Here is a 12915-nt window from a genome sequence, read left to right as displayed (position 1 = left end):
ATTGCTGCCGACCGCTTGCGCGATCATGCGCTTCAACCGAAACCCGGAGTTGTCGATGACCGAATCTCCTGCGCGCCCGAGCGGCGAACCGCGGCCGCTGCTCGAAGAGGATATCGCGCCGGTGCTGGCCCGGCTGGACGCGTGGTACGCCGCCCATCTGCCGCCGGAGAAATACGCGTTCAATCCGCCGGCCACCGACGCGCAGATCGATGCGTTCGAGCAGGTGGTCGGCATCGCGATGCCGCGATCCTGGCGCCAGTTCTACAAGTGGCACGATGGCGAGAACGACGATCGCCGAGGCCACATCTACGGCCTGCCGATCCTGCCGCTCGAACAGGCGGCGCGGGATTGGCAGCAGTGGCAGAAGACGTTGGCCGAATTCGGGGGCAACCGGTATCCGGTGCCCGGGGCAGGTTGGCCCGAGGGCGCGGTGGACCCTGCATACGTGAACCCGAAATGGATACCACTCACCAACGATGGATCGAGCGGAAACATCGGCCTCGATTTCGATCCGTGGCCGGGCGGGCGCGTGGGTCAGGTGATCCTGTTCGGACGGGACGAGGACGTGAAGGTCGTGCTGGCCGAATCGCTCGGCTGCTTCCTGGAATGGATCGCCGGACTGCTCGAAGGCGGCAACTTCCGACTGGGGGTAGCGCCGGGCGAACAGGTCCTGCGGGAATTCCGCCTGAAGGACCCGCCGGTCGACCATTTCCATGAAGGCGCCCGCATGCTGCTCGGAGCGCCTGGTCAGTTCATCTGAGCCGACTTGTCTGCCGGCAAACGAAAACCGCCCGGAGTGCGAACACTCCGGGCGGCTCTTCCCCCGTCCAAAAGGAAAGATTGAATTCAGGCGGCTTCTGCCTCCTCGTTGGGATCGCGCAGCACGTAGCCGCGGCCCCAGACGGTCTCGATGTAGTTCTCGCCGCCGCACGCGTGGCTCAGCTTCTTGCGCAGCTTGCAGATGAACACGTCGATGATCTTGAGCTCGGGTTCGTCCATCCCGCCGTAGAGGTGGTTGAGGAACATTTCCTTGGTCAGCGTCGTGCCCTTGCGGAGCGAAAGCAGCTCCAGCATGGCGTATTCCTTGCCGGTCAGGTGCACGCGGGCGCCGTCGACCTCGACCGTCTTGGCATCGAGGTTGACCGCCAGCTTGCCCGTGCGGATGACCGACTGGCTATGTCCCTTGCTGCGGCGAACCACGGCGTGAATGCGCGCCACCAGTTCTTCGCGGTGGAACGGCTTGGTCACGTAGTCGTCGGCACCGAAGCCGAAGCTCCGGATCTTCGAATCCATTTCCGAGATGCCCGACAGGATCAGAACCGGCGTCTGCACCTTGGCGACGCGCAGCTTCTTCAGAACGTCGTACCCGTGCATGTCGGGCAGGTTCAGGTCGAGCAGGATGATATCGTAATCGTACAGCTTGCCGAGGTCCAAGCCTTCCTCGCCGAGATCGGTCTGGTAGACGTTGAATCCTTCAGTCGTGAGCATCAGCTCGATCGCCTTGGCCGTCGTCGGCTCGTCTTCGATCAGCAACACGCGCATGGCCAGGTTCCCCCCTGAGTGCCCAAGTCCCCGTAGTAACGACCCGTCAACGGGTGTTGCTTCGGATTAACCACAAAACATCTGAAGGAAAAAGGTTAACGGCGAGTAAAGCGCACCCGCGAAAATTAACGAGTCTTTTGTGCAACAGTCACTTGCGGACGATTCCCGCCCCGCAGGCGATGCCGTCAGAGCCCGGCGCAGGCCGCTCCCGCCAGCTTCTTCTGCCGCCGCCGCTGGACGCTCGAACCGATCCCCAGCGCCTCGCGGTACTTGGCGACCGTGCGGCGGGCGAGGTCGAAGCCCTTGTCCTTGAGCAGGTCGACGAGGGTGTCGTCGCTCAGGATGGCGCGCGGATCCTCCGCCTCGATGAGCTGGCGGATCGCCGACTTGACCGCCTCGGCGCTCGCCGCGCCTTCGCCGTCGGACGTGGCGACGCCGCTGGTGAAGAAGTACTTCAGCTCAAACGTGCCGCGCGGGCACGACAGGTACTTGTTGCTCGTCACCCGGCTGACGGTGCTTTCGTGCAGCTCGATCGCCTCGGCCACGGCGCGCAGCGTCAGCGGTTTCAGTTCCGATACGCCGCGCCGGAAGAAGCCGTCCTGCCGCTTCACGATCTCGGCGGCGACCTTCAGGATCGTCTTGGCGCGCTGGTCGAGCGCCTTCATCAGCCAGTTCGCCTCCGCCAGCTGTTCCTTCAGCCAGCCCAGTGCGGCCTTGTCGCCCCCCGCTCCGCCGCGCAGTTCCACGAAGTAGCTGCGGTTGACGATAAGGCGGGGCAGGGTCGCTTCGTTGAGCGCGATGTCCCATCCAGTGCCCGCGGGCTTGAGCAGCACGTCGGGCACGATCGCCGCCTCGCCGCCGCCGCCGAAGCGCAGGCCCGGACGCGGATCGTAGGCGCGCAGCTCGGCGAGCATTTCGGCGAAATCCTCCTCGTCGACCTCGCACAGGCGCCTGAGGCGGGCGACGTCGCCGCGTGCGACCAGGTCTAGGTTGTCGATCAGCCGCGCCATGCAGGGATCGTAGCGGTCGGCTTCCCTGGCCTGGAGCGCGATGCATTCGGCCAGCGTGCGCGCGCCGACGCCGGTGGGCTCGAGCGTCTGGACGATGCCCAGCGCCCGTTCGGCTTCGGCCAGCGGCACGCCCAGGGCGGCGGCGACTTCGCCGAGAGGCACGGACAGATATCCCGCCTCGTCGAGCTGGTCGATCAGCGCGCGGGCGATGAATTCCTCGCGGCTGTCGCGCGCCGCGGCGCCGATCTGCGCGTGGAGGTGATCGGCCAGGCTCGGCCCGTCGCCCGACCCGCGCTCGTCGATCGAGGGACCGGAATCGCCGGACCCGGACGACGCGGCGCTCCAGTCGGCATCGCCGGTGTCACGATCGCGGTCGAGCGTGGCCGGGTCGATGTCGAGCGCCGATTCGCCTTCGCCCAGCGCGTCGGCCCCGGTTTCCGAAGGCATCGCCTCGAGCGGCGCATCGGCTGCATCGTCGCGGCTGACCTCGCCCATCTCGAGCAGGGGATTGGCCTCGAGCGCTTCGCCGATGAACGCCTCGAGCTCCATGTTGGACAGCGCGAGCAGGCGAATCGCCTGCTGCAGCTGCGGCGTCATCACCAGCGATTGGGACTGCCGAAGGTCGAGACGGGGACCCAGCGCCATCGGTCAGGTCACAGCGTGAAGTTCTCGCCGAGGTAGAGCCTGCGGACGTTCTCGTCGGCGACGAGTGCCTCGGGCGTGCCTGCGAACAGCACCTGGCCACCATAGATGATGCACGCGCGGTCGACGATCTCCAGCGTCTCGCGCACGTTGTGATCGGTGATCAGGACCCCGATGCCGCGGGTCTTGAGGTCCTTCACCAGGTCGCGGATGTCGCTGATCGACAGCGGATCGATCCCGGCGAACGGCTCGTCCAGCAGCATGATCGAAGGCTTGGCGGCCAGCGCCCGGGCGATCTCGCAACGCCGCCGCTCGCCGCCCGAAAGCGCCATCGCCGGGCTCTCGCGCAGGCGTGTCAGGCCGAATTCGTCGAGCAGCCGCTCAAGCTCCTGCGCGCGGGTGGCCTTGTCGGGTTCGACCAGTTCGAGCACGCAGTCGATGTTCTGCTCGACCGTCATCCCGCGGAAAATGCTCGTTTCCTGCGGCAGGTAGCCGAGGCCCAGCACCGCGCGGCGGTACATCGGCAGCTTCGTCACGTCCTCGCCGTCCATCAGGATGCGGCCCGAATCGGGGCGCACGAGGCCCATTATCGAATAGAAGCAGGTCGTCTTGCCCGCGCCGTTGGGGCCGAGCAGGCCGAGTACTTCGCCCTTGCCGACGGTCAGCGAAATGTCGGACAGCACCGAACGCTTGTCGTAGCTCTTGGCGATCGAGATCACCTCGAGCCCGCCGTTGGGGAGCGGGGCATTGGCGTGGGCGACGGGCGGCGCCTGCGTCGGGGCCTGGGGATCGAGCATGCTCATCGGAACAGGCATGTAGCACCGTGCGAGTGCCTGAAAACCCCCATCGGCATCCGCTTGGCAGGATTCGTGCATGATACGCGGCAGGGCACTGGCGTATCATTGCGTTACACTATCGTTACAGCAGCCTTGTAGGGCGCGGGCGAAAGTGAGATAGTCGCTGCCGGAGAGAGGTCTGGGGAGACAAGACCGATGGTCAAGGCGATCGATCGCACCGACGCGGAGCCGCACGGTTCGCAGCCGCATTATTCGAGCTATCAGGAACGCGGCGAGCGCAAGCTCGACTGGCGCAAGCGGATGAGCGACAACATCGCCTATGCGCTGCTCGTCTATACCGGCCTGCAGATTTTCGTGACCGTGGGCGCGCTGCGATCCGGATCGACCTCGCTCCTGCCCTATCTCGCCCTGGCCGTGCTCGTCGCCGCGATCATTCCGGCCTGCCGCCTGTTCGAAGCGCGCTGGATGCAGATTTCGGACGAAGCCGCGGCGGATCCTTCGTTTCGCCCTGCCTACCGCCGCGACCAGATGATGCTCTGGGCGCTCGCGATTGGACTGCCGTTCGCGCTGACCGCCCTGTTCCGGTTCATCTCCTCGATCTGAGCGGTCCCGCCAAGGGCGCGCTTGCCGCGCGCCGCGCCGCCGCCTAGCGGCATGGCATGAACACGCAAAACCTGCTCGATGCCGCAGAGGCACTCGTAGCCGCCGCTCGCCGGCACGGCGCGGATTCGGCCGACGCGGTCGGTCGCGGCAGCATCGCGCGCGGTGTCGGCGTCCGGCTCGGCGCACTGGAAGACGTCGACAGCTCCGAAAATGTCGAGGTCGGCCTGCGCGCGTTCGTCGGCCGCCGCTCGGCAAGCGTATCGAGCGCCGACCTCTCTCCTGCCGGGATCGAGGCGCTAGCAGAGCGCGCGGTGGCGATGGCCCGGCTCGCGCCCGAAGACCCCTATGCCGGCCTCGCGGCCGTCGAAGCGCTGGCGAAAGGCCCGTTCCCCGACCTCGGCATCGCGGACCACGCCGATCCGTCGCCCGAGGAGCTGCGCGAAACCGCCCTCGCCGTTGAGGAAGCGGCGCGCGCGGTTGCCGGCGTGACCAACAGCGAAGGCGGCTCGGCCAGCGCCACCCGCGCCGCAGCCGCGCTGGCGACCAGCACCGGGTTCGCCGCGCTCTATCACGGGACCGCCTACAGCATCGGCGTCAGCGTGATCGCGGGCGAGGGCGAGGCGATGCAGCGCGACTATGCCATGCGCAGCGCCCGGCACCTGTCCGACCTGCCGGGAGCCGAGGTGATCGGCCGTCTGGCGGGGGAGCGCACGGTGGCCCGCCTCGCACCCGCCGCGACTGCCGGCGGGCCGATGCCGGTGGTGTTCGCCAACCGCGTCTCGGCCTCGATCGTCGGCCACCTGCTGGGGGCGATGGGCGCGCCGCAGATCGCGCGCAAGGCGAGCTTCCTCGCCGGGCGCGAGGGTGCCGCGCTGTTCGCACCGGGCATCCGCGTGGTCGAGGATCCGCTGCGTCCCCGGGGAATCGCATCGCGGCCCTTCGACGGAGAGGGCGTGCCCTGCGCCCCGCGCGTGCTGGTCGAGGACGGACGGGTGACCGGCTGGCTGACCAACGTCGCCTCGGCCGCGCAGCTTTCGCTCCCGCTGACCGGGCATGCGAGCCGGGGCACCGGCGGCGCGCCGGGCGTGGGCGCATCCAACGTGGACCTGCTCGCGGGCGATGCGAGCTTCGACGAACTGATCGCCGATATCGAGGACGGCATCCTGGTCGATTACCTCATCGGCCAGGGCGTCAACATGGTGACCGGCGACTACAGCCGCGGCGCTGCCGGGCGGCGAATCGTGAAGGGCAGGGTCGAAGGACCGGTCGCCGGGTTCACCATCGCGGGCAACCTGCTCGACATGTTCGCCAGCCTGCGCGCGGCGAACGACCTCGAGACGTGGCGCCCGGTCAACGCGCCCAGCCTGCGGGTCGACGGGATGACGGTGGCCGGCGGCTAAGGCGCCATGGCGCCCACGCCAGCCTGCCGGGTTAGGCTTTCGCGGCCTTTGCGCGGGCGATGCAGTCGAGCACGATCTGGCGCGCTTCGGCGGCGTCGCCCCACTTGCCGACGCGGACCCACTTCTCGGCTTCGAGATCCTTGTAGTGGGTGAAGAAGTGCTCGATCTGCTGCAGCACGATCGAGGGCAGGTTCTGCCGCTCCGCGACGTCCGAGTAATAGGGGAACGTCGTGTCGACCGGCACGCAGATCAGCTTTTCGTCGCCGCCGTGCTCGTCTTCGAGGTTTAGAACGCCGATCGGGCGGGCCCGCACGACGCAGCCGGGAATGAACGGCGAGCGGCTGATGACCAGCGCATCGAGCGGATCGCCATCGTCCGACAGGGTGTGCGGTATGAAGCCGTAGTTCGCCGGGTAGCGCATCGGCGTGTGCAGGATGCGGTCGACGAACAGCGCGCCGCTGGCCTTGTCGAATTCGTACTTCACCGGTTCGCCGCCGGTGGGCACTTCGATGATCACGTTGAGGCTCTCGGGCGGATTGTCGCCCACGGGGATTTTGTCGATCTGCATGGGGCGGGCCTTTAGGCGCAGCCTTGCTGCGCCGCAACACGAATACGGCGGGGCGAGGCTATTGCGTGGGTTGGGCCGTGCGGGGCGCGAGCAGACGGTCGAGCGGCTGTTCGCCTTCGCCCGCCGGTTCGATCCACGGAAAGCGCAAACCGCCGTTCCATTGCAGGTCCACGGTGTCGAACCGGTCTCCGCGCTTCACGATCAGCTTGATCGGCGCCTTGCCTCCGCTCGCTTCCTTGACCGCGGTGGTGAGCCGGTCGCGCGTGAAGGCGAACCCGTCGACCGAAACGACCGTGGTTCCGGGGACGAGGCCCGCGTCGTGGCCGGGGCTGCCCCAGCGGGTGCCCGATACCGCGCCGTCGGTTCCGACCGAGAAGCCCAGCGACCACGCGAAATCGCCCGCCGCGCCGCCGGCCTTGGTGAAGGGGTTGGGCTCGGGCTTCCAGACGAGCTTGTAGCCCGCCATCTCGATGCCCTTCGTCGGCGCGGGCTGACCCGGCTTGCGGAACTTCGCGTCGAGGAACGTCGCCCAGTCGTAGGGGTGAACGGCGTTCAACGTCGAAACGACATCCTCGAAGGTGTAGAGCTTCGTTCCCCAGTCGCCCTCTGCCGTACCGAAGAACGCCTTGGCGAAGTCGTCTAGCCCCCTCGCTTCGCCGGTCCCGCGCCGGATGATCTGGTCGGCCTCGAGCCAGATGAGCGCCGCCTCGCTGTAGTAGTCGGTCCCGCGCGACAGCGACGAAAACGGCTGCGGCTTGCGATAGGCCAGCGCCGGGTTGAAGGTCGTGTCCTCGACCGACCGCCACGTCCGCCCCGCTTGCGTCGAATAGTTCGCGGCGTTCTCGGCGATTTCGCCCAGTGCGATATCCTTGGGTTGCACGCCCGATCGTGCGGCGAGCACGCTGTCCCAGAAGCTCGTCTGGCCTTCGTAGACCCACAGCAGGCCGCCGTTGACCTGCGTGTGATAATCCGGTGCCCACAGCGCCGCCGGGCGTCGGTGCTTGCCGTTCCAGCTGTGCACCATCTCGTGCGGCAGCAGGCTGCGGCGATGCGCCTGGCCCTTCCAGTCGGTGTAGGCATTGCCCGAAAAGGTGTTCTCGCTCGACCTGTGATGCTCCAGCCCGATCCCGCCCAGCTCGTCGGTCAGGGCGACGAGAAATTCGTACCGGTCGAACTGGCGGGTGCCGAACAGGGCGATGGTCTCCGCGACCATCTTGCGATGGGTCGGCAAGAGCTCGTCGGGTGCGGCAAGCTGGCGCGGCTGGTCGGCGAAGACGTTCAGCGTGACGTTCTGCCCCAGGTCCCAGTTCGCGCGGTGCGCGCCGGCGAACACGGGCGAATCGACCAGCGTCTCGTAATCGGTCTCGGCCCATTCCACCGTGCGCCCGGTCTGCCTCGCCCCGTCGAGCGCGGCGGCGGCGGTCCAGCCCGCGGGCAGGATCAGCTTCGGCTTGACCCGGATCTGGCGAACCGCGTGACCGGCGGGATAGAGGGTCATCTTCTCCCACTGCACGTTGGCGATCGCCTGCGTCATCAGCGGGCGCCAGTCGCCCGACGAGAAGGGCGATGTATAGGTGAGGTGCGCGGTCACCTCGCGCGTGCCGGCGGGCAGCGTCACGCGGAAGGCGTATGGCTCTCCTGCATCGCGCTCCCACTCCAGCGTGCGGTTGCCGCTGGAGAACCGAAGGTCGCCCAGCCGGTGGATCTGCCCGGTCGGGCCGTGGTTGCCGGGCAGCCACTTGGGATAGACCAGCACGATCTCGCGCGCGCCGCGTTCGACCGGGATCGTCTGCACGGTGCGGAATGCGCGGCCGACGGTGTCGCTGGCATCGACGGTAAGCGCCATCGTTCCGGGATAGGCCACGTCGCGGCTTGGCGGCAGGGCCGGAACAGGCGCCGCGGCGGTCACCGGCGGCGTTGAGCGTTCGGCGATTGCGGGGGTGGAAAGCGATGCGGCGAGAAGGGCGGCTGCGACCGTGACACGTGACTTCATGGCGCGCCGCATGGGGGAACGTTTCGCCCCGCGCAACCCTCGGTTCGACGAGTGGCTTCCGTGCGCGGCACGAACGCGCTAACGGCCCGCACCATGAGCAAGACGCCACAGGCCATTCGAGGGACACAGGACATCTTCGGCGCCGAGGCCGAGGCGTTCGCATTCGTGGTCGAGACCTTCGAGCGCGTCCGCAAGCTCTATCGCTTCCGCCGGATCGAGATGCCGGTGTTCGAACGGACCGAGGTGTTCGCCCGCTCGATCGGCGAGACGACCGACATCGTCTCGAAGGAAATGTACTCGTTCCTCGACCGGGGCGACGAATCCCTGACGCTGCGGCCCGAATTCACCGCCGGGATCGCGCGCGCCTACATCACCAACGGCTGGCAGCAGCACGCGCCGCTCAAGGTCGCGACCCACGGCCCGCTGTTCCGCTACGAGCGCCCGCAGAAGGGCCGCTACCGCCAGTTCCACCAGCTCGATGCCGAGATATTGGGCGCGGGCGAGCCGCAGGCCGATGTGGAACTGCTGGCGATGGCCGACCAGTTGCTGAAGGAACTCGGCATTGCCGACGGGGTGACGCTCAACCTCAACACGCTGGGCGATGGCGACAGCCGCGAAGCCTGGCGCGCCGCGCTGGTCGAGCACTTTCGCGGCGTGCGCGGCGAACTCAGCGAGGATTCGCAGGAACGGCTCGAGAAGAACCCGCTGCGCATCCTCGACAGCAAGGATCCGCGCGACCGGGCCTTCGTCGCCGATGCGCCGAAGATCGACGACTTCCTGTCGCCGCAAGCGCAGGACTTCTTCGGGGCGGTCACCGCCGGCCTCGACGCCGCCGGGGTGGCGTGGGAACGCAACCCTGCATTGGTCCGCGGTCTCGACTACTATCGCCACACCGCGTTCGAATTCGTCACCGACCGCCTCGGTGCGCAGGGCACCGTGCTGGGCGGCGGGCGCTACGACGGGTTGATGGAATCGCTCGGCGGACCGGCAACCCCGGCGGTCGGCTGGGCCGCCGGGATCGAGCGGCTGGCGATGCTGGTGGGCGAACGTGCCCCGCAAGAGCGGTTCGACGTCGCGATCATCCCGATGGACGATGCCGGTCTGGCCCAGGCCAATTCGCTCGCCCGCTCCCTGCGGGCCGAGTGGAACAACGTCGAGATCTACGCCACCGGCAAGCTCAAGAAGCGGATGGCCCGCGCCAACGAGGCGGGCGCGCTCGTCGCCGTGCTCATCGGAGAGGACGAAATCGCCGCCGGCGAAGTCACCGTGCGCGACCTCCACGATGGCGAGCAAGCCCGCGTCGCTCCCGCCGACGTGTCCGGCATCGTCGCGAAGGCCCAGAACGCGCAGTGGCTGCGCCAGACGGAGCATTCGGGCATCGGCCTCCCCGACTGGATCGATCCGGACGCCTGATGACGATTTCCGCCGAAAGGCTCGACCAGATCGCGCATCGTTTCGCCGAGCTCGAGGCGCGGCTGGCGTCGGGCACGCTGGACGGAGAGGCGTTCGTCGCCGCGAGCCGCGATTATGCCGAGCTCGAACCGATCGTGCGCCTGACCGAGCAGGTCCGGACCATGCGCGGCGAGCTGGCCGAACTGCAGGATCTCGACGACGCCGACCCCGACATGAAGGCGCTGGCGGAGGAAGAGATCATGCGCCTGCGCAACGATCTTCCCGACGCCGAGCGCGCCCTGGCGGTCGCCATGCTACCGCGCGATTCGGCCGATGCGCGGCCCGCGATGCTCGAAATCCGCGCCGGCACCGGCGGTGACGAGGCCGCGCTGTTCGCGGCGGACCTCTATCGGATGTACGAGCGGTTCGCCGCCGAACAGGGCTGGCGGGTGGAGCCGGTCAGCATCAACGCCAACGACCTTGGCGGATTCAAGGAAATCGTAGCCAACATCGCCGGCAGCGGGGTGTTCGCCAAGCTCAAGTTCGAATCGGGCGTCCACCGCGTCCAGCGCGTGCCGGTGACCGAAAGCGGCGGACGCATCCACACCAGCGCCGCGACCGTCGCCGTCCTGCCCGAACCCGACGAAGTCGACGTCCAGCTGGACATGAACGAGGTCAAGATCGACATCTACCGCGCCAGCGGGGCGGGCGGCCAGCACGTGAACACCACCGACAGCGCCGTGCGCCTGACTCACCTGCCGACCGGCCTCGTCGTGATCCAGCAGGACCAGCGCAGCCAGCACAAGAACCGCGACAAGGCGATGCAGGTGCTCCGCACCCGCCTCTACGACCTCAAGCGCGCCGAGGCGCACGGGGCCGAGGCCGAGGCGCGCAAGGCGATGGTGGGTTCGGGCGACCGGTCCGAGCGCATCCGCACCTACAATTTCCCGCAAGGGCGCGTCACCGATCACCGGATCGGCCTGACGCTGCACAAGCTCGACGAAGTGTTGGCCGGTCCGGGCCTTGGTGAACTGATCGACGCCCTCACCGCCGAGGACGAGGCGAAGCGGCTTGCCGCGCTGGGCGAATAGACGCGGGTGAGCGTCCGGGTCGCCATCGTCGAAGCTGCCGAGGCGCTCGCGCCAACGTCCGATACTCCGCGGCTCGACGCGGAATTGCTGATGGCGGGGCTGCTCGGCACGAACCGCAGCGACATGCTGCTGCGCCGCATGGCCGACGAGGTGCCGTCGGGCTGGGGGCATGTCGTTCGCCGCCGTATGGGTCGAGAGCCGGTCGCCTACATCCTCGGCGAGGCCGAATTTCGCGGGCTCACCCTCGAGGTGTCGCCTGCCGTCCTGATCCCGCGCGGCGATAGCGAGACTGTCGTCGACGCGGCGCTCGAAGCAAATCCGGACGCGCTTCGCATTCTCGATTGCGGCACGGGTTCGGGCGCCTTGCTCCTGGTCTTGCTCGCGGAACTTCCGGCTGCGACGGGCGTGGGGATCGACGCGAGCGCGGCAGCCTGCGCGGTCGCCGAAGCGAACGCGGCGGCAAACGGACTCGCCGACCGCGCGCGAATCATTGTTTCCGACTGGACCACAAGCGGATGGAGCGACGGCTTGGGATCGTTCGACCTGGTGGTCGCCAACCCGCCATATGTTGAGGACGATGCCGATCTTTCGGCCGATGTGCGCGACCATGAACCCGCTTCGGCGCTTTTCGCGGGTCCCGACGGCCTCGATGACTATCGAATCCTCATACCTCGACTGCCTCTGGTGATGAATTCATCGGGCATAGCGGTGCTGGAAATCGGCTTTTCGCAGGCCGAAAGCGTAACGGCGATCGCCGCCGATGCCGGCTTCACGGCCCAACTGCGCCGCGATCTCGGGGGGCGCGCACGAGCGCTTATCCTCCGCCGCGACTGAGTTAGGGCTTGGCAAACCGCGTCGCGGTGTCTAACTCTGATTCCAGACCGACCGGTCATGGCATGACGCCTCCCGGTCAGGTCTAGCTCCTACATTTGCTGCGCTGTCCGGGTGAGAACCTGTTCTGCACAGGACAAATGGGGCACCGCGCGTCGGTCTCGACCCGCGGCAAAAGGGGTCATGCGGTCGTACCCGGTATCAGGGAGATAATCGGGACTACCACTCAGAAGGAAGCATTTTTCCTTGAATAACAATCGCAACAATCGCCGCCGCGGCCGCGGCAACCGTCCGCAGGGCGGTGGCAACCAGAACCGCATCGACAGCCGCGCAAGGGGCAATGCCCCGCAGATGCTCGACAAGTACAAGAAGCTGGCACAGGACGCCGCCCATAACGGCGACCGGGTGCAGGCCGAGTACTACCTGCAGTTCGCGGACCACTATTTCCGCGTCATCGCCGACAACAAGTCGCGGCAGGACGATACCCGCAGTAGTAGCGGCCGGCGCGACGATCGCGACTTCCAGCCCGAGGAAGACGGCGACGACGACGAATTCGACGTGCTGCGCCAGCCGCAGAGTCGCCTGAATGATCGCGCGAACGATCGCGGTCAGGACAGGCCGAACGATCGGCAACGTTCGCGCAATCGCGGCGACGAGCGCGATGACGCCTCCGGCCAGCAGCGCATCGACCCCCGGCAGGACGGGGAGTCCACACAGGACGATGACTTCGTCCCGACGGACAATCCGTTCACGCGCAATAACCGCAGCCGCGACCGTTCGCGCGATGCCGGAGCGGATGCCGCCCCGCGCCGCGGTCGCCCGCGCCGCGACAGCGTCCGCGACGAAGCGCCGGCCGGCAATGGCGGTGAAATCGACGTAGCCGCGCTTCCGCCTTCGATTTCTTCCTCGATCGACGCTCCAGTCGGCGACGCGGACGAGGCTGATGAAAAGCCCAAGCGCAAGCTTCCGCCCCGCCGCCGACGGCCTGCTGCCGACGAGGCGGGCGACGACGGCGAAAGCCTGAAGGCACTCGGCTGATCCGCTGA

General features: G+C 67.6%; 12 protein-coding genes. 7 read left to right on the top strand and 5 right to left on the bottom strand.

Features of this window, described 5'->3' with window-relative positions; genetic code table 11:
- The first annotated feature begins 55 nt into the window (after positions 1-55).
- Positions 56-760: an SMI1/KNR4 family protein gene (locus AR323_RS00460; RefSeq protein ID WP_235510403.1), complete on the top strand. Its 705-nt coding sequence runs from the start codon at positions 56-58 to the stop codon at positions 758-760.
- Positions 761-846: 86 nt separating this feature from the next.
- Here the strand turns inward: AR323_RS00460 and ctrA are convergent, their stop codons facing one another.
- From ctrA to lptB, 3 genes are all read right to left on the bottom strand, one after another.
- Positions 847-1542: a response regulator transcription factor CtrA gene (ctrA, locus tag AR323_RS00455; protein ID WP_057881987.1), complete on the bottom strand. Its 696-nt coding sequence runs from the start codon at positions 1540-1542 to the stop codon at positions 847-849.
- 185 nt (positions 1543-1727) lie between these two features.
- Positions 1728-3197 (bottom strand): RNA polymerase factor sigma-54, encoded by a 1470-nt coding sequence (gene rpoN / locus AR323_RS00450; RefSeq protein ID WP_057881986.1) that lies wholly within the window; start codon positions 3195-3197, stop codon positions 1728-1730.
- An 8-nt stretch (positions 3198-3205) separates the two neighbouring features.
- Positions 3206-3991, bottom strand: coding sequence for an LPS export ABC transporter ATP-binding protein (lptB, locus tag AR323_RS00445; protein ID WP_407701065.1), 786 nt, complete (start codon positions 3989-3991; stop codon positions 3206-3208).
- 195 nt (positions 3992-4186) lie between these two features.
- Between lptB and AR323_RS00440 the strand changes: the two genes are divergently transcribed.
- Positions 4187-4594, top strand: a complete 408-nt coding sequence (locus AR323_RS00440; protein WP_235510402.1) for a hypothetical protein — start codon at positions 4187-4189, stop codon at positions 4592-4594.
- 56 nt (positions 4595-4650) lie between these two features.
- Positions 4651-5994, top strand: coding sequence for a TldD/PmbA family protein (locus tag AR323_RS00435; RefSeq protein WP_057881984.1), 1344 nt, complete (start codon positions 4651-4653; stop codon positions 5992-5994).
- Positions 5995-6025: 31 nt separating this feature from the next.
- Here AR323_RS00435 and ppa read toward each other — a convergent pair whose 3' ends face one another.
- Positions 6026-6562, bottom strand: coding sequence for an inorganic diphosphatase (ppa, locus tag AR323_RS00430; protein ID WP_057881983.1), 537 nt, complete (start codon positions 6560-6562; stop codon positions 6026-6028).
- A gap of 58 nt (positions 6563-6620) precedes the next feature.
- Positions 6621-8555: a M61 family metallopeptidase gene (locus tag AR323_RS00425; RefSeq protein WP_057881982.1), complete on the bottom strand. Its 1935-nt coding sequence runs from the start codon at positions 8553-8555 to the stop codon at positions 6621-6623.
- 93 nt (positions 8556-8648) lie between these two features.
- On the opposite strand from AR323_RS00425, the gene hisS reads away from it, so the two are divergent.
- The 4 genes from hisS (at position 8649) to AR323_RS00405 (ending at position 12907) form a co-directional block, all read left to right on the top strand.
- Positions 8649-9968 (top strand): histidine--tRNA ligase, encoded by a 1320-nt coding sequence (gene hisS / locus AR323_RS00420; protein WP_083495216.1) that lies wholly within the window; start codon positions 8649-8651, stop codon positions 9966-9968.
- Entirely contained in the window at positions 9968-11038 is a 1071-nt protein-coding gene (prfA, locus tag AR323_RS00415; protein WP_057881981.1) for a peptide chain release factor 1, read from the top strand. Before hisS ends, prfA begins: the two co-directional genes overlap by 1 nt.
- A gap of 6 nt (positions 11039-11044) precedes the next feature.
- A complete protein-coding gene (gene prmC, locus AR323_RS00410) occupies positions 11045-11872 on the top strand; it encodes a peptide chain release factor N(5)-glutamine methyltransferase (RefSeq protein WP_057881980.1) in 828 nt (275 codons plus the stop codon).
- Positions 11873-12115: 243 nt separating this feature from the next.
- Positions 12116-12907 (top strand): DUF4167 domain-containing protein, encoded by a 792-nt coding sequence (locus tag AR323_RS00405; RefSeq protein WP_057881979.1) that lies wholly within the window; start codon positions 12116-12118, stop codon positions 12905-12907.
- The last annotated feature ends 8 nt before the right edge of the window (positions 12908-12915 follow it).

The organism is Tsuneonella troitsensis (genome assembly GCF_001441535.1).
In the GTDB taxonomy this organism is placed as follows: domain Bacteria; phylum Pseudomonadota; class Alphaproteobacteria; order Sphingomonadales; family Sphingomonadaceae; genus Tsuneonella; species Tsuneonella troitsensis.
Note: the sequence above shows the minus strand (reverse complement) of the source record. Positions and strands in the feature narration are given on the sequence as shown.

Excerpts from the sequence above, each read along its gene's own strand:
- AR323_RS00460 (WP_235510403.1), top strand. The coding sequence starts at position 56 with ATGACCGAATCTCCTGCGCGCCCGAGCGGCGAACCGCGGCCGCTGCTC.
- ctrA (WP_057881987.1), bottom strand. The coding sequence starts at position 1,542 with ATGCGCGTGTTGCTGATCGAAGACGAGCCGACGACGGCCAAGGCGATC.
- rpoN (WP_057881986.1), bottom strand. The coding sequence starts at position 3,197 with ATGGCGCTGGGTCCCCGTCTCGACCTTCGGCAGTCCCAATCGCTGGTG.
- lptB (WP_407701065.1), bottom strand. The coding sequence starts at position 3,991 with ATGCTCGATCCCCAGGCCCCGACGCAGGCGCCGCCCGTCGCCCACGCC.
- AR323_RS00440 (WP_235510402.1), top strand. The coding sequence starts at position 4,187 with ATGGTCAAGGCGATCGATCGCACCGACGCGGAGCCGCACGGTTCGCAG.
- AR323_RS00435 (WP_057881984.1), top strand. The coding sequence starts at position 4,651 with ATGAACACGCAAAACCTGCTCGATGCCGCAGAGGCACTCGTAGCCGCC.
- ppa (WP_057881983.1), bottom strand. The coding sequence starts at position 6,562 with ATGCAGATCGACAAAATCCCCGTGGGCGACAATCCGCCCGAGAGCCTC.
- AR323_RS00425 (WP_057881982.1), bottom strand. The coding sequence starts at position 8,555 with ATGAAGTCACGTGTCACGGTCGCAGCCGCCCTTCTCGCCGCATCGCTT.
- hisS (WP_083495216.1), top strand. The coding sequence starts at position 8,649 with ATGAGCAAGACGCCACAGGCCATTCGAGGGACACAGGACATCTTCGGC.
- prfA (WP_057881981.1), top strand. The coding sequence starts at position 9,968 with ATGACGATTTCCGCCGAAAGGCTCGACCAGATCGCGCATCGTTTCGCC.